This is a genomic window from Flavobacterium ranwuense (genome assembly GCF_004349315.1).
In the GTDB taxonomy this organism is placed as follows: Bacteria; Bacteroidota; Bacteroidia; order Flavobacteriales; family Flavobacteriaceae; genus Flavobacterium; species Flavobacterium ranwuense.
The window spans coordinates 54232-72054 of record NZ_SMLH01000002.1; the positions used below are offsets into that span (position 1 = coordinate 54232).

Genomic DNA, 17823 nt, shown 5'->3' on the forward strand with positions numbered 1-17823 from the left:
TTCAACATGAGTAAGAACTTAACTACAAGATCAGAAGATTATTCAAAATGGTATAACGAGTTGGTTGTTAAAGCCGATTTAGCCGAAAATTCAGGAGTTAGAGGTTGTATGGTTATCAAACCTTACGGATATGCGATATGGGAAAAAATGCAAGCTGAATTAGATCGAATGTTTAAAGAAACAGGACATCAAAACGCCTACTTTCCGTTATTTGTTCCAAAAAGTATGTTTGAGGCTGAAGAGAAAAATGCGGAAGGATTTGCAAAAGAATGTGCAATTGTAACTCACTATAGATTAAAAAATGATCCGGACAGGCCAGGGAAACTTATGGTTGATCCTAATGCAAAATTAGAGGAGGAATTGATCGTTCGTCCTACAAGTGAGGCTATTATTTGGTCTACTTATAAAGGATGGGTTCAGTCTTACAGAGATTTACCTTTGTTAATTAATCAATGGGCGAATGTGGTGCGTTGGGAAATGAGAACTAGATTGTTTTTGCGAACAGCAGAATTTTTATGGCAAGAAGGGCATACTGCCCATGCAACAAAAGCGGAAGCTGTTGAGGAATCCGAAAAAATGATGAATGTATATGCTGACTTTGCCGAGAATTTCATGGCAATGCCAGTTATAAAAGGAATGAAAACCGAAACGGAGCGTTTTGCAGGAGCAGAAGAAACCTATTGTATCGAAGCTTTAATGCAAGATGGAAAAGCGTTGCAAGCTGGGACTTCGCATTTTTTGGGTCAAAATTTTGCGAAAGCTTTTGACGTTAAATTTGCAAATGCCGAAGGGAAGCAAGAATATGTTTGGGGGACTTCTTGGGGTGTTTCGACTCGTTTGATGGGTGCATTAGTAATGACGCATTCAGATGATCAAGGATTGGTACTGCCTCCTAGTTTAGCTCCTATTCAGGTAGTGATTGTTCCTATTTACAAAACAGACGAGCAATTGGCAGCAATAACAGCTGAAGTAAATGTTTTGACAGCAGCTTTGCGAAAATTACAGATCTCCGTGAAATTTGATGACAGAACCACTCAGAAACCAGGTTTTAAATTTGCGGAATGGGAATTAAAAGGAGTACCTGTTAGAATTGCTGTAGGTCCAAAAGATTTAGAAAATGGAACTTTCGAGGTAGCAAGAAGAGATACATTGACTAAAGAAGTAGTTTCTAAAGATGGAATTACGACTTACATCAGCGATTTATTGGAACAAATTCAAAAAGAATTGTTCGAAAAAGCATTAAATTATAGAAATACACATATTACCGAAGTAAATAGCTTTGAAGAGTTTAAAGAGGTTTTAGACACTAAAGGAGGTTTTGTATCAGCACATTGGGATGGAACTGCAGCAACTGAGGAGAAGATTAAAGACTTAACTAAAGCGACTATCAGATGTATTCCTTTAGACAGGGTTTCAGCAGCGGGAAGCTGTGTTTTTACTGGTGAAAGCTCATTAGGGAGAGTGTTATTTGCAAAGGCATATTAAAAAAAAATAATTTTTTTTGCATGTACTATTGTACGTTTCAAAAATAGTTGTATTTTTGCATCCGCATTAGAGAAGCAGGGCCCGTTCGTCTATCGGTTAGGACGCATGGTTTTCATCCATGTAAGAGCGGTTCGATTCCGCTACGGGCTACTATTTTTATTGCATGTTAAAGTTTTCCTGAACTTAGAGGGAAGTATGGCCCGTTCGTCTATCGGTTAGGACGCATGGTTTTCATCCATGTAAGAGCGGTTCGATTCCGCTACGGGCTACAATTTCAATATTTTAGATTGATAAAAACTTAGGGGATAATGGTCCGTTCGTCTAGGGGTTAGGACGCCAAGATTTCGTCTTGGTAACAGGGGTTCGATTCCCTTACGGACTACAAAAATTAGTAAAAGATAAAAAAATAATAAAATGGCAAATCATAAATCAGCTTTAAAGAGAATTAGAAGTAACGAAAAGAGAAGAGTATTAAACAGATACCAACATAAAACTACTCGTAACGCTATCAAAGCTTTGAGAATAGCTACTGATAAAACAGATGCTACTTCTAAATTATCAAGCGTGATATCTATGATTGATAAATTAGCTAAGAAGAATATCATTCATGATAACAAAGCATCTAATTTAAAATCTAAATTAACGAAGCACGTTGCTAAATTGTAATTAACACAATTTATTTAAGATATAAAAAAAGCTCTCATAAATGAGAGCTTTTTTTATATCTTATATTCTTTTATTCTATCTTGTTCTTTAAGTATTCAAGCATTGAATGGGTAATTGGTTTAGATAGGAAGTCAATTACCATTGGGTATTGTTTTGCTTTTTCTAAGTCTTCAGGGTCTATGGTTGAGGAAAGGACAACGACTTTTATAGTATTGAATTCTGAAAATTCCGGACTATTGAAATGATCCAGAAATTCCCATCCCCCCATTACGGGCATATTCAAATCTAAAAAAATTAATTGCGGCTGTTGGTTTGGTTTATTCTTGACATATCTGATAGTGTTGAAATAGCTGAGGGCTTCTTCGCCATTTTGAGCGGTTATTATTTCATTAGAAAACGATGATTTGATTATTACTTTTTTGCATAACATAAGTGTTATCGGGTCGTCATCAATGCATAAAATTTGATCTAGCATTATTGTTGTTTGTTTTTAAATGTTAATGTAAACGTAGTTCCTTTATTGACTTCGCTTTCAATTTCAATTGTTCCTCCCATTGTTTCAACTTGAGATTTTACTAAATAAAGACCTAGTCCTTTGCTGTCAGGGTAATTATGGAAACGCTGATAAAGTCCAAATACTTTATCTCTGTTTCTTTCTAAATCGATACCTATCCCGTTATCTTTAAAAATTAATACAACGGTATCATCGATTTCATGAGTGGTAATGGTTATTTTGAGTTTTCTGTTTTCGGATTTGTATTTTATGGCATTTGTCAAAAGATTCAATAATATGCTTTCTATGTAAGCTTTATTGATATTTAGAATGGAAACTTTTTCGAAATTGAGTTTTATGATTGGTTTGTATAATTCAATTTGAAAATTAAGTTGACTAAAAACATTTTCAAAAATTTCTTTTATTAAGACAGCTTCCTTCTGAATAGAAGGATTATCTTTTATGATAATAACTTTTACTAAATCATTGATAGTGTCATTTAATAAATGAGTAGATTTATTAAAGCCATCTAAGATTTCTTTTAATTCTTGGTTTTCAATAGGAATGTCTTCCAATAGATTCAGCAACCCAGTTAAGTTAGATAATGGAGCTCTAAGGTTGTGAGAGGTTATATAAGAAAACTGCTTTAAGTCTTTGTTGTTTTGAGTTAATTCTCTAATAAGCTGCTCTTTTTCTTTTTCTTGATTTTTTTCATCGGTTATGTCTCTTTGAATGGAAATCCAGTGAGAAAGTTCATTCTCTGAATTGTAAATAGGTATCATTGAGAAACGAACCCAATATTCTTCTTTGTCTTTGGTTAGACTGATTGTTTCTATAAGACATTCCTCTTTGTTTTTTATTGCGTCTAATAGTTTTTCGAGTTCATTACTATCAGAATTTGGACTGTTGAAGATATCCGGAGATTTTCCTATTATATCATCAGATTCATATCCTGACATAATAGAAAAAGCGGGATTTACATAGATGATGTTGGGTATTTTTCCGTCAATTGAATCAGTTTCGGTGATTATGATAGAATCTTTGGATTGGGTAATTACAGTTTCCAGTAATTTAAGTCGTTGTTCTTCTTCTTTCTGTTTTGTAATATCTTGTATGGCTCCAATCATTCTAATGGCTTTCCCGTTTTCATCTTTCAGGAGAAATCCTCTGTCTAGAACATATTTGTAAGTGTCGTTTGCGCATTTGAAACGGTATTGATCTTGCCAGTTTTCGGTTTTTTGTTCTATAAAGGAGTATAGTTTAATAGACATTTTAATGCTGTCTTCGGGATGAATTTTATCAAACCACCATTTTGAACTATCTCCCACTTCATTGTCACTATAGCCAAAAACACTTTCAATTCCTTTGTTCCAAGAAAAGCTGTCTTCTTGTATTTTCCAATCCCAAATAGTATCGCTGGTTGCTTTAGCTACAATATCGTATTTTTCATTTGACTCCTTAATTTCGTCATTTGTGTTTTTAAGCTTTTCAAAAATGGCTATGTTCCGAGTGTCGTTTTTTGATAAAATAAGTTTAAAAATTATTCCAGTAAAAAATATAAATAAGATGTCTTTAGTGAAATTGTAAAATTGATTATTTGAATCAGAAATATATTCTTGTAATAATTTATGACTAACAATGGCTACAAACATTGAGATTAGAATGTAGATGATGATTACTTGATTGGTTTTGTTTTTCATTACTCAAATATAATTAATTATTGCGGAATTATTAAACAACATCCGTAACTTATTTTTGAGATTTTGTTAAAGACCTATTTTTGTGTCTAATGCGTTAAGAATATGTAAACTATTGCAGAAATATTTTTTATACCAAAAAAAAGTGTACCTTTGCACCCATTAAAAATCACAGATGGAATCTATTAGAAACATTGCAATTATTGCCCACGTCGATCACGGTAAAACAACTTTGGTTGATAAAATTATGTATCACTGTCAGTTATTTCGTGATAACGAAAACACAGGTGACTTAATCCTTGATAACAACGACTTAGAGCGTGAAAGAGGTATTACCATTACTTCAAAGAATGTTTCTGTAGTATACAAAGGAACAAAAATCAACATTATCGATACTCCTGGTCACGCCGATTTTGGTGGTGAAGTAGAGCGTGTATTGAATATGGCTGATGGAGTTTGTCTACTTGTAGATGCTTTTGAAGGACCAATGCCACAAACGCGTTTTGTATTGCAAAAAGCACTTGACCTTGGTTTAAAACCATGCGTTGTTATTAATAAAGTAGATAAAGAAAACTGTACTCCTGAAGAAGTTCACGAAAAAGTTTTCGATTTAATGTTCGAATTAGGAGCAGAAGAGTGGCAATTGGATTTTCCAACTGTTTACGGTTCGGCTAAAAATAACTGGATGTCTGACCATTGGGAAAACGTAACTGATAATGTTGAAGCATTGTTAGATATGGTTATTGAAAATGTACCACCTCCAAAAGTTTCTGAAGGAACGCCACAAATGTTAATTACTTCATTAGACTTCTCAGCTTTTACAGGTCGTATTGCTATTGGTCGTTTGGAAAGAGGTGTTTTGAATGAAGGTATGCCAATCTCATTAGTAAAAAGAGACGGTACTGTAATGAAATCTAGAATTAAAGAACTTCATACTTTTGAAGGTCTTGGTCGTAAAAAAGTACAACAAGTAATTGCTGGAGATATCTGTGCGATTATTGGAGTTGAAGGATTTGAAATTGGAGATACTATCGCTGATTTTGAAAACCCGGAAGCGTTGAAAACAATTGATATTGACGAACCTACTATGAGTATGTTGTTTACAATTAATGATTCTCCTTTCTTCGGAAAAGATGGTAAATTTGTAACTTCTCGTCATATTAGAGAACGTTTGACAAAAGAATTAGAGAAAAACTTAGCAATGAAATTGGGTGAAACTGATTCTGCTGATAAATTCATGGTTTTTGGTCGTGGAGTACTTCACTTATCTGTTCTTATTGAAACAATGAGAAGAGAAGGATATGAGTTGCAAATTGGTCAACCGCAGGTTATTATCAAAGAAATTGATGGTAAAAAATGTGAGCCTATTGAGGAATTGACAATCGACTTACCAGAAACTCTTTCGGGAAGAGCGGTAGAGTTTGTTTCTTTCCGTAAAGGAGAAATGTTGAGTATGGAAACTAAAGGTGAGCGTATGATTATAAAATTTAATATTCCTTCACGTGGAATTATTGGATTGCGTAACCAATTGCTTACTGCTACTGCTGGTGAGGCCATTATGGCACATCGTTTTATAGGATATGAGCCTTACAAAGGTGAAATTTCTGGTCGTAACAAAGGTTCATTGATTTCTATGGAAAAAGGAAAAGCTATTCCTTATTCTATCGATAAATTGCAAGATCGTGGTAGATTCTTCGTTAATCCTAATGATGAAATTTACGAAGGTCAAGTAATTGGAGAAAACTCTCGTAGCGATGATATGTGTGTGAACGTGACTAAAGAGAAAAAACAATCTAACGTTCGTTCTTCTGGAAATGACGATAAAGCTAGAATTATTCCTCCAGTTATTTTCTCTCTTGAAGAAGCTTTAGAGTACATTCAAAAAGATGAGTATGTTGAAGTAACTCCAAAAAACATCCGTTTGAGAAAAATATATTTGACAGAAACAGATAGAAAAAGATTTAAATTCTAATTTTTATTTTTTTAAATATAAAAGCCATTCGTTAATTCGGATGGCTTTTTTTATGCTTTTTATTTTTAGTATTTGGATGTTTTTATTAGCAAAAATATTTACTGCTAAACTATTTTTTATGTTCAAGATTGCCAAAGTTTATCAGTTGAAACTTACTTAAAAAGAAGTTAGGGTAATAAAACGATATTTGATTCTATTATCTCTTCAAGCTAAAATGGCTTTTAGCTTCTCTACCGTCTTCAAGTTTTATTGTGAACCAATAATCGTCTGCGGGTAATGCTTCCTGAAGGAAAGTACCATCCCAACCAATACTTGAAGGAGATAATTGTTTCAGTAATTTTCCATATCGATCAAAAATATATATAATTGCATTTTCATAAATACTGCTATTTATTCCTTTCAGATTCCAATTGTCATTGTACCCATCACCATTAGGAGTAAAGAATTTGGGCGCATTTAATACGGCAAAACTTTTTGTTGTTTGCCCACACCCATTATTGCTTTCCACAATTAATTTGTGAAAACCACCAGGTACGTTTTCAAAAAGAGTTGAAATTTGAAAAGAAGTTTCGGTTCCATTTTCGTATTGAACCATATATTTATAATCACTTGGATTATCGAGTTCAATTATGACTTGATTTGTTTGCTGTAAATCGTGTACAATTATATTATTTATTTTTGCTAAATAGGACAGGGTAACAATACATTTTCGTGTAGTGGTACAGCCTGATTTGTTTTTTACAGTTATAGTATATTCACCTTCTTTGTTTATGGATATAGCAGGAGTTGTTTCTCCTGTTGACCATAAATAAGTGAAATCACTGGTTGTAGCGGGTGTTGAAATTCCTGTGTTTAACCGTATAGAAGGATTTACAAGTCCTTCGCACAGAATTATATTTTCTAAAACATCAACTTTTGGAGACGACTCGACTATAATTTCAAAATTTCCAGTTCCATAACAACCCTCAGCATTTTCAGCTCTAATGAATACTGTTTTAGAAACCGAAACAAACGGCTCTTGAAGCTCATTTATTCCCATAGAGGCATCCTGTTCATTTGAATAAAAAAACAAACGTACATCTGAAGGTAAATTCAATTCGGTTTTTATTAAATCTTTTTTTTGTTCTAAATCAAATGATGCTTTTCCATCACCAAGATCACATTCATGCATTGCTTCGGGTAACAATAATATGTTTTTATTAGCATGTAAAATGACAGTTCCTATGCTATAGCAGCTTGAATTTGGTTGTGTAATTTTTGCGTATATAAGTTCATCTGGAGCACTATTTCGATAATTTACAGGAATAGATTGGGTATTGGTTATGTCATTTTCAGCATCACTAATACTATGATAATAATATACTTCATAATCTTTTTCCCCTAAACAAATTGGCTCATTAGCCAGAGTCAAATTAAACAAAGCTAATCCATCAGTTGGAGCGCTATCTTGTGTGTCACATTGTGTTAACTTGTAAGAAGTTGAAAGTATTTTGGGAATTTCATAAATAGTAATTGTCTTTTCAAGTGGCTCTCTGTTTTCCCCATTTACAGTTTTTATTAGTGTTACTTTATAATCACCTGCTTGGGCATAAGTATGATAGGCATGAATATCTGTGGAGGTAAATCCATCACCAAAATCCCAAACAACAGAGTCAATTTTCTCGACAGAATTACTATAAAAATGAGTAGCTTCCCCTAGACAATTGAATTCGTAATTAAAAGTATAAAGAAATAGAGAGGTGATAAAAGGAGGAAGGCCCTGTTCTGAACTACCTGTTTTCAAATTAATTGCATTTGGTATATAATTACAACTAGTTCCATCTAATTCAGGATTGTTGATTACCGATAATTTGTTACGAAGGTTGTCAGTTGTAGCATATCCTGCACGGTATATCTTTTCATCAATGGCCAATTGTAAAGCTCCTGCTATTAGAGATGAAGTATTTATTATAGTCTTTGTGGATAGGATATTTGCACTTTTTAGGTCAAATTGAATTAATGAACTTTCTAAAATTGTCTCACCATTTGCATTAAATTTATTTGCTGTTACATATAATTTTTTTGTTTTTGACGAAAACTCTGCACCATAAGGATTTGAATTACTCAACAGAGTAATTTCATTGCTTATTTTTCCTGTACTCGAATCGAAATCGTAAAGTAATACATTACCTGTATCTCTGATTTCTTGACCTTTTGGTCCCTTTTCATTTGTTCGTCTTGATGCATTGTTTGCTATAACTATTTTTTTGCCGTTTGGAGATGCTTTTAAATATCCAATTGCATTCGGAATATAGCCACCTATTGGGATATTAAGAGGAGTCATTGTCTTGACAGGATTCTTATTAACCCCTTGAGTACTTATTTTAAAGGTATAAAAATTATTTATAAAATGTGTAATTACCCAAAAAGAAACGCCATCTCCGTGTTGAACTGCTGTTATTTTTTCAGAACATTTGTATTTGACCTCTTCACTATCATTTGGATTATAAGTGACAAGAGGAATATTCTTTTCAGTGATTACGATGTCTCCTAACCCATTATTTAACATCATGTCAACTTGGGAATAATTCACTCCATTATTAGGAGGATCCAAGTCATTTAACGGATTGTTATCCGCATTTGCAGGAAGTGGTTGGTCAACCGTAAAAATATAATATATATTGGGATTGTTTGGTTTTGGAACGATAATCGCCGACTGTGTACTTGAATTATGTCCTAATAAACCAAACCCATTAGGCATAATTTGATGATTTTTATTGTAAACGATTCTGCCGTCTGTATAAAAAAGTAAATTACCGTTTTTGTCAGAAATAGTGGTACATCCTTCTTTTGTAACTAATTTGCCATTAGTTAAAGCTACCGGACTTCCTGAATTGAAATCGAGACCGGCATTATTACCAAAATACCATATAGCCGCTTCTTTTTGTCCAAAAGAAGGAACAGTTAAAAAAAGGAAAAAAAACAATAAATAATAATATTTCATAACTATCAAATATAGTCAATATCTACAAAAAAATGCAATATTATGAATCATGAATATGGTTACATATTATCTTTTTAAGCTAAAATGTCCTTTAGCTTCCCTGCCGTCATCCAATTTTATGGTATACCAATAATCATCTCCAGATAAGGGTAGACCCAAAAATGTACCATCCCAGCCTTGACTGGATGCAACAATTTGTTTTAAAAGCTTACCGTAACGATCAAAAATATAGATGATTGAATTTTCATTGAAATTTTTATTTACTCCTTTTACATTCCAATAGTCATTGTATCCGTCTCCATTTGGGGTGAAAAATTTTGGAACACCAATTACGGCTACGGTTTGGCTTACGGTTCCACAACCATTTTTATCATTAATGTATACTTCATGAATTCCGGCAGATACATTATCAAAGAAATTAGAATCCTGAAAAGGTCCAGAAGGAGCGTCCAAGCTATATTGATATTGTCCCTGTCCTGATACGTTTACCGTTACTGAATTTACATCCGATAAATCAATAATTGAAATAGCTCCTATTTCTGCTATATCAGAAGCGGTTACTTTTATAGTTCGGATTCTGCTACAACCGGCAAGAGAACTAACTTCTACTGTATAATCACCTTCTGTATTTACATCTAATGTTGGACCAGTTTCAGCTGTTAAAACAACATTGCCTTTTGTCCATACATACGTATAGTCGGTACTGGGAGTGCCATCTTGAATTCCAGCATCTAATTTCACAAAGAAAGTGGGGAGGTTAGAGCATACTAATTCATTTTCATCTAAATCATCATTTGTATCAATATTGGGTTTTGGATTTACTCTTAAAGTTACCCTTGGGCTCAAGCCATAACACGCATTATTAGATGTGCTTTCCACACGGACCCAAATTTTTTGTTCATTTGGATATCCATTATTTATATAATTTGATGTGTTTGTTATTTCATCATTTTCTGATAAAGCATCTGCTTCATTTTTATAAAATTTTATCGAATAAGAAGTACTCGATGGAGGAAGAATCGCTGAAATATCAGTGGCTACACTACTGAAATCAAAGGTTGCAATGCCATCAGTATCGTTATTAGCTGCTCCTAAGTCATCACAGGTTGAAAAAGTACGACTGAATGAAGCTGGAATTTGGGTAGTAGAAACCACTAAGGTAATTTGAACTACACTACTACATCCATTAGCATTTTTTACTCTTGCCCAAACCGGCATACCACCCGAATTAGTATTTGTAAATGCTAAAGGATTGGAAATTAATTTCCCAGCATCTGCTGTTTCAGCCCCCGATAGTGAAGTGTAATAGCTAAAAGTTTCAGATGTGGAATTTGACGATATCTCATTGTTTTTCACCGTTAAATTAAAATCTGAGAAACCATCCGTATCGTCATCACATTGAACAATAGTAGCAGTAGTTACCACAGGTAAACGATAAACAGTCAATGTTGTTTCAGAAGAAATCAAACCGCATGAATTTCCAATTTTATCCAGTTTCACTCTGTATTTATAACCATTCATTGCATTGGTCACTTTTATCAGTGTTAAGGTTTTTGTTGTGGCATCTTGATAAGTAGCATTGTTTAAAATTTTATTCCAAGTTATTCCGTCAGTAGACAATTGCCATTGATAGGTATTTCCTCCATTATCAAGGACTGTGATTGTTGCTTTTTCTAATTCACAGGTTGGCGCAACTTGAGGTTGGGCAGTTATTATTATTGGCGCAGCAATTATATAATTGTTATGTGGAGTTAAATAACCCAGATCACTCGTAACTTTTCCTTTAGCATCAACAGTAACGGGATTGTTTCCTAATATTCCATCATTGTTAGGATCATTAAAACCAGCTTCAGTGACATCAAAACAAATATCATTATCACTATCCAAATCACGGTAGTTTTTTATTCCATCAGCGTCTGTGTCAATTTCAGTTTCTACTGAATCTAGAATTCCGTCGTTATCGCTATCCAAATCCAGATAATCTAAAACGCCATCCATATCCGAATCAATCGGATTAACTCCTGTTCCAAAAGCAGTATCAAGTCCGTCATTATTAGTGTCAGAATTTAATAACGCAACGGAAGTATTGACTTGTGCTTCAATAGTATCGGGAATTCCATCATTGTCGCTATCTAAATCCAATTGGTCAGGAATGCCATCACCATCAGAATCTTTTGGAACACAAACTGCAAAAAACTTTAAAGTTGATTTATTTGGATTGTCATCAGATAAATTTTTATGGGTAAAAGTTATCGAGTTTGACAAATATGTCAAGAATTTAAAAGTCCCTGTACCTGTGGCTAAGGGTGTTGTACTGTTTAGCCTAAATCGAATTTCAAAAGAGGAATATTGTGTAACTCCACTTTCATAAATACCATCATAATTAGTATCAATCAGCAATTGATTCGTAGGATTGAGAACTGTTATTGTTTTGTTTATAGAAGAACTTATAACATATTCGGCATCGGCATTTAGTAAATCGGTAGCGTTTGCAGTAGTCACATATTCAATTCCTATACTCATTGGTTGGTTAAAAGTCATAGTATAGGTTGCCGAATTAGTTTTCCCGATAGGAATATCGGTAATAAAACTGCCGTCAGCATTTCCTATAAAAGGAGTTCCGCTTGCAGTTGCAACTGTAGTCACTGCTCCCGTAAAGGAATTAGAATAATTACCAATTGCTATAGTTCCTGCTGCGGTATTTGAAATGTTTATATTTTGGTTTCCATAGGATTCGGTACAATTGATAATTCCATCATTATCTAAGTCAATATCAACGTTGTTATTTGTTCCGTCATTATCTGAATCTAATGGGCAATCGCTGACCGGGATCTTGTCTGAGAAAACGTTACCGCCACATCCAGAAATACTTCCTTTTACTTGATAATAACCGGGTTGGGTAGGTGTGTATGAATTTGAGGTTTCTCCAGGAATAAGAATGTCATTTTGATACCACTGAAAAGTATCATAAGAGGATAAAGTGCTGATTTTTAGAACAACATTTGGTATACATGCCGAATTAGATACTGCAATTTTATCAGTTACAATTTCTGGTTTCGTATCAAAGCCGGAATAATAACCACCATAAGTTGCGGCGCCATTTGTCCCAAAGTAAGAAACATAAACTTGCCTCGTTGATTTTACAGCAATATTCCCCGTTTGATTAAAAACGGTGTATCTCACATAATCTGTGTTTCCTGTTACTGAAACAGGAGGGCTCGAGATAGGAATGTTGTTTATGCTTACAGTCGCACCAGTTTCAGTCACAATATTTAACCCACCATTATAGAATGTACTTCCTATCGATTCAATGGAAGGAATATTGTCAACAATGCTTGGCGTTGAACAATTTAGGGGTGGTACAAAAAATAAATTTTGATTAGCGGGTGAAGCGGATCCCCCAATGCTTTGATAAGCAGATACGTTTTCGGAGGCTGAAACATATAAATTGCTATTTATAAATTGGCTTCCATCAATAACGGTATATTCTCCTCTACTCAGACTGATAATTGGTACTGTAGAACCATTAACGAAAATTTTGGTATTATCTACATTTGCAATTAATAAAACCCGTTCTAATTCATCAGTTCCAAGACCTTTTACAAAGATATATTCCTTACCGGTTTTTTCTGTTGGAACAATTTGGTCAAAACCTACATCTCTTCCATTTGTATTAGTACTATTGCTTCCTCCAAAAGAACCCGAATTGACAACTACAGGTTTGTCTGATTCTACTAATGCACCAATCATTTTAGAGCTATTGGAAACAGTATTGTTATAATTTTCCAAAGCCAAAACATAACTTTCATTTTTACCTAAAATAACAGTTATAGGTCCAGCTACGATGGTTCCATTTGATAATACCGACCCTATTGGGATGTTTGAAATAGTGACTTTGGTATTGTTCTCTGTTGACAGGATCGAAGCAAAATTTAATACACTTTGATCATAAACCGGATTTAGCATTGCACCTAATCTGAATTCTCTTCCTAGGGCACTATTTCCTTTTGATACAAGTCCGCCCGCATGATTATATGAATTATTTTGAGAAGAAAATCCGGCATTAACCCTAACACTTACATAAATTAAATCGTCAGCTTCAACTATATATCCTTTGTTAATTACAATTCCAATACTAGTTTTTGGAGTGAACAACTGCGTATTTTGTCCTTGACCAATAGAATAAATATATGGAGTAGTATTCTTGACTACACCAGTTATTATACTACCTCCGTTTGCTATAATTTTGAAATTAACATCGGTGGTGCTTGGTGTAGATATGTATAAATAATGGTCCCCTGCTAAATTTGTAACGCAAGTTAAAGGCGGAATATAGTGTGTTTTACTAAACTGGGAAAAACAACTTATGGAAAAAAGGGTAATGAGTAAGAGTAATGTTTTTTTCATTTGCTAAAAATAGCAAAATTTAGATTATCTTTTTAATGAAAAATGACCTTTTATTACTCTGCCGTTTTCTAAATTCAAATGAAACCAATAATCATCAGTGGGTAATGCGAATCCATTGAAAGTTCCATTCCACCCAATGTCTGAGGTAATTAATTGTTTTAAGAATTTTCCGTAACGGTCAAAAATATGTAAAGTTGATTGGGGTAAATTATCCAGATTTTTAATTTGCCAAATATCATTATAACCATCTCCGTTTGGAGTGAAATAACGAGGATAATCCAAAACATATACCACAAACGGAATTGATAAACCACAGCCGTTTTTATCTCTGGCATAAACTAAATATTCTCCGGGTGCAATTCTATCAAACATTGGATTATCCTGAAAAAAAGAGCCGTCAATAGAAAATTCATAATCCCCAATTCCAGTATGTTCAATTAAAACTGAATTTTCATTTCCGGAAAAATCATTTATTATTGCACCTGTAATCGTTGCTATTCCAGAGGCTGTAACATGATATTTTTTTGTTTTTTCGCATCCGTTTGCACTCGTAACTTTCACCCAATAATCACCAGAAGTACTAATCGAAATCGAATTTGAAATTGCTCCTGTACTCCATAAATAGCTGGAAAAACCAGTGTCAACGGTTAAATTAATTGAAGTACCATTACATAAAACAGCATTCTCTTCTTGAAAATTAGGTGGGTCAAAGTTGTTCACTACAAGTGTAATGGGAGTAATTGCATAACAGTCAGAACCATTTACGATTCGGGCATAAATAATTTGTTGGGTTGCAATGGTATTTTTAAAAATATTTGATAACTGATTTTGTTGGACTATGGCATCCGTTGGATTTAAATAATATTCTACGATTAAGCCAGCAGGTAAACCCGTTACTACTTGAGGTGTTACTTGTGTGTTTAAATCAAATTGGGCTAAACCATCATTTGTACCATCAGTATCGCAAGTTGAAATTGGGTTTTGAACTGCAATAGCGTTATTGGAAATAATCAATTTTACTTCGGCATAATTTACACAGTTAAATGAATTACTCACTCTTGAAAATACGGACTGATTTATGAATTTGTTGCTATACGTTGTAGGATTGGTAATTGGATTTGTTTTTGCTTGAGCATCAACCAACGTTTCATAATAAACAACCGCACTTAAATTACTCACATTGTTTTTTATAACCGCATCGACTTTGGTTAAGTTGAAAATGGATATTCCATCATTGTCGATGTCACATTGTGAAAGAGTAGTGTCATTCAAATCAATTTCTGGAGTATATTCGATTATTATTTCTTCAGTAGCGATACAACTGGGTGTCAATTGCACTTCGACTCTATAAATCCCTGGACCGGTTACAGAATAAGTAGAAGTGTTGTTCGTAAACTCTACATTATTCTTAAACCATTTGTAAGTATATCCTAAACTCGCGGGTAGTTTTGTGTCAATATTAAAGCTTTCACCAAAACAAATAGGGTTGTTTGTCGCTAATAATCGGTCTGATCCCAAATCAATTTTTGGTAAAAAACTGCCCGCTTCAATAAATACTGCGGAGTCATAATATTGGTTTCTCTGGTCAGCGATTACTAATTTTATATGGTATGTTCTTCCCGGTTGAACTTTTGTTTGAGCGGTTAAAACTTTAGTTTGCCCAGCATAATTAATTGGACTGGTAGCGGTGTTGAAGCCGCCAAAATAGAATTCGTTTTCCGGACCACAACTTTTTATGGGTTCGGTCGAATTTGGAATCGGATTAATTAAAGGGTGAATGCTTTTTGATGAAACGGGAGTAGAAGTACCAGGAAGCAATGCTAAATTAGTATAAGTAGTTGTATTTATTTCTTTGATTAAAAAGGCGAAACCATCAGAATAATTACAAGGAAAATCATCTTGGTATTCATTAGAAGCAAATATATAATCAAAACTTATGAAATCTGTCAGAGCTGTAAAATCGAATTCTAAAACCGTCGCGTTTATTGTATTTGTTATTCCTAATGCTTGTTCTAAATCAGTATCTCCCAGCCAAGAAGGATTTCCTCCTCCCAAGTTTCTTACAAATGGGCCTCTGGAATTTTGACTACTTCTCGTACTCAAAAGAACGCCTTGTGTAAAAGGGAAACTACTCCCTTGATTATTAAAATAGGCGTAACTGTTTTGACTGCCGGAAAATGAATCTCCTTTTGCGATGAAATTAGAAACATTGGCGCAAGAACTATTTACTAAAATATTTTCAACAAGTTGTTGCGCTGTATATGAGTCGTTTACTGAAATAGATTGAGCGGTTGCATCAAATATAACGCAACAAATAAAAATATAGAATAATATTATTTTCACACATTTCATCGTGTGTAAAGATACTACAAATCTCTATTTTTTAATAATCGATAGGAAAGGAAAATAAAAATTACAGTCCAAAATAATACGATAAGAATAGCCGATAGGTTGACACCATATTCTTTAATATTATTCAAACCAATTTGTGTTCCCAAGTTTTTTACCACTGATAATCTGGAAAAAGGTTCTACGATTAAATTCGACATGGATTGTAAAGGTAAAAATTGGGTAAAAGATGCTGCCGTAGTGCTATTCGGGAATACTTTAAAAGTTAAAACGCCATTGATAACTCCTTCGATGATATTCCAAACTAAAAGAAATCCCAGTGCAAAAGCAGAACGCTTTACCAATATTCCTAAAAATAAACAGAAAGAGAAAAAACCGACCAGTTTGACGAAATAGGCTAAAAGATATTCTAAATCAGAGAAAACGATACTAAACTCAGTGTAGGAAGAATAGCTTAGTCCTAAAATGAGTGACATTATGAAAATAAAAATAGTTGATACCGTTGCAAATAAAACAACAGTCAGAAATTTAGACTGAATAAACTCCTTTTTACTCATTCCATCAATTAAATTTTGTTTTAGTGTTCCATAGCTGTATTCATTTGCCATCATGGAGACAATTACAATCGCTAAAAACAATTTTAATATGGCTGCGATATACGTGTTGAAATGCCATATAAAAGGGAAATTAAAAATTCCCATCTCTGCAAGATGAAATTTAAAAATGCCGAGATCAAATTTAATGGAGGCTATTAATGCTATAAAGGTTAGGAGAATAAAATAGGCCAATGTTAAAACACGGCTGGCTTTGTTTTTCCAAATTTTTTGTAATTCTATTGCAAGTAATCGTTTCATGATTTAGTTTTTGAAAGTTGGATTAGAATTGGTCAGTTCTAAAAATTGTTCCTCTAAGCTGTTTTTACGCTTTACCAAATGATTTAGTATAATGTTTTTTTCAAAAAGAAATCGATTCAATTCCTTAGCGTCTAAATCATTTTTTAAATAAACTAAAATTTTTCCATCCTCGTTTACAACATTTTTAAAAGCTGGATGAGTTTTAACCGCTAGGATTAAATTTTCAGTATCATCAGCTTGTAATTCAAAAAAGTCTTCATTTGCTGACATACCATCCACTAAGCCAGTATATAAAATTTCTCCTTTCCTTAAAACCAAAACATGGGTACATACTTTTTCTACTTCGTCTAATAAATGCGAGGCGAGTAAAATGGTGGTTCCTTTTGACGCAATTTGTTTGATGATATCTCTAATTTGATGAATCCCTTGAGGATCTAAACCATTAGTAGGTTCATCAAGAATTAAAATTTCAGGATCATTCAATAGGGCCGAAGCTATCGCTAACCGCTGTTTCATTCCCAAAGAAAAAGTACTGAATTTACTGTTTTGTCGATCAACTAAACCTACCAATTCAAGTTTTTCATTGACTTTTGCATAGTTGATTCCTTTAATTTTACAAACCAGTTCTAAGTTTTCCTTAGCAGTCATATAAGGATAGAAATTGGGTCTTTCTATAATTGCACCTACTTTTTTTAGGGCTTCATGCGTTTCCATAGAACCACTAAACCAGCTGTATTCTCCAGAGGTTTTATTAACGACATTCAATACAATTCCTAAAGTTGTTGATTTTCCGCTCCCGTTGGGACCTAGAATTCCGTATACATTGCCTTTATGTATGTCGAAAGAAACGTTTTTTAAGGCTTGCAGTGAGCCATAACGTTTGTTGAGATTTTTGATAGAAAGTATAGTTTCCAATA

10 protein-coding genes and 3 tRNA genes are annotated in these 17823 nt (G+C 33.7%); 6 read left to right on the forward strand and 7 right to left on the reverse strand.

Features of this window, described 5'->3' with window-relative positions:
• Positions 1–6 precede the first annotated feature (6 nt).
• The 5 genes from proS to rpsT all read left to right on the forward strand — a co-directional run bounded on the left by proS (position 7) and on the right by rpsT (position 2151).
• Positions 7–1485 (forward strand): proline--tRNA ligase, encoded by a 1479-nt coding sequence (proS, locus tag E0I61_RS04775; RefSeq protein ID WP_131996292.1) that lies wholly within the window; start codon positions 7–9, stop codon positions 1483–1485.
• Between the two features lie 78 nt (positions 1486–1563).
• Positions 1564–1635 (forward strand) — tRNA-Glu (locus tag E0I61_RS04780).
• A 47-nt stretch (positions 1636–1682) separates the two neighbouring features.
• Positions 1683–1754: transfer RNA gene (locus tag E0I61_RS04785), tRNA-Glu, on the forward strand.
• A gap of 41 nt (positions 1755–1795) precedes the next feature.
• A tRNA-Glu gene (locus tag E0I61_RS04790) sits at positions 1796–1867 on the forward strand.
• Positions 1868–1899: 32 nt separating this feature from the next.
• Entirely contained in the window at positions 1900–2151 is a 252-nt protein-coding gene (gene rpsT / locus E0I61_RS04795) for a 30S ribosomal protein S20 (protein ID WP_035673520.1), read from the forward strand.
• Between the two features lie 70 nt (positions 2152–2221).
• Here the strand turns inward: rpsT and E0I61_RS04800 are convergent, their stop codons facing one another.
• Both E0I61_RS04800 and E0I61_RS04805 read right to left on the reverse strand, forming a co-directional pair.
• Positions 2222–2626, reverse strand: coding sequence for a response regulator (locus tag E0I61_RS04800; RefSeq protein WP_131996295.1), 405 nt, complete (start codon positions 2624–2626; stop codon positions 2222–2224).
• On the reverse strand, positions 2626–4344 hold the full coding sequence (locus E0I61_RS04805; protein WP_132069784.1) for a PAS domain-containing sensor histidine kinase: 1719 nt from the start codon (positions 4342–4344) through the stop codon (positions 2626–2628). The genes E0I61_RS04800 and E0I61_RS04805 overlap by 1 nt, the downstream gene beginning before the upstream one ends.
• 172 nt (positions 4345–4516) lie before the next feature.
• Here E0I61_RS04805 and typA point away from each other — a divergent pair, with 172 nt between their 5' ends.
• Positions 4517–6313 carry a translational GTPase TypA gene (typA, locus tag E0I61_RS04810; protein ID WP_131996301.1) on the forward strand — a complete coding sequence of 599 codons (1797 nt, stop codon included), beginning with the start codon at positions 4517–4519 and terminating at the stop codon, positions 6311–6313.
• A 196-nt stretch (positions 6314–6509) separates the two neighbouring features.
• Here typA and E0I61_RS04815 read toward each other — a convergent pair whose 3' ends face one another.
• The 5 genes from E0I61_RS04815 to E0I61_RS04835 form a co-directional block, all read right to left on the reverse strand.
• The gene (locus tag E0I61_RS04815) at positions 6510–9296 is read right to left on the reverse strand and encodes a T9SS type B sorting domain-containing protein (RefSeq protein ID WP_132069786.1); all 2787 of its coding nucleotides are present in this window, start codon (positions 9294–9296) and stop codon (positions 6510–6512) included.
• Positions 9297–9362: 66 nt separating this feature from the next.
• Positions 9363–13703, reverse strand: coding sequence for a T9SS type B sorting domain-containing protein (locus E0I61_RS04820; protein ID WP_132069788.1), 4341 nt, complete (start codon positions 13701–13703; stop codon positions 9363–9365).
• A 24-nt stretch (positions 13704–13727) separates the two neighbouring features.
• On the reverse strand, positions 13728–16055 hold the full coding sequence (locus E0I61_RS04825) for a T9SS type B sorting domain-containing protein (RefSeq protein ID WP_132069790.1): 2328 nt from the start codon (positions 16053–16055) through the stop codon (positions 13728–13730).
• Between the two features lie 14 nt (positions 16056–16069).
• A complete protein-coding gene (locus E0I61_RS04830) occupies positions 16070–16906 on the reverse strand; it encodes an ABC transporter permease (protein ID WP_132069792.1) in 837 nt (278 codons plus the stop codon).
• A 3-nt stretch (positions 16907–16909) separates the two neighbouring features.
• The gene (locus E0I61_RS04835) at positions 16910–17821 is read right to left on the reverse strand and encodes an ABC transporter ATP-binding protein (protein ID WP_132069794.1); all 912 of its coding nucleotides are present in this window, start codon (positions 17819–17821) and stop codon (positions 16910–16912) included.
• Positions 17822–17823: the final 2 nt, after the last annotated feature.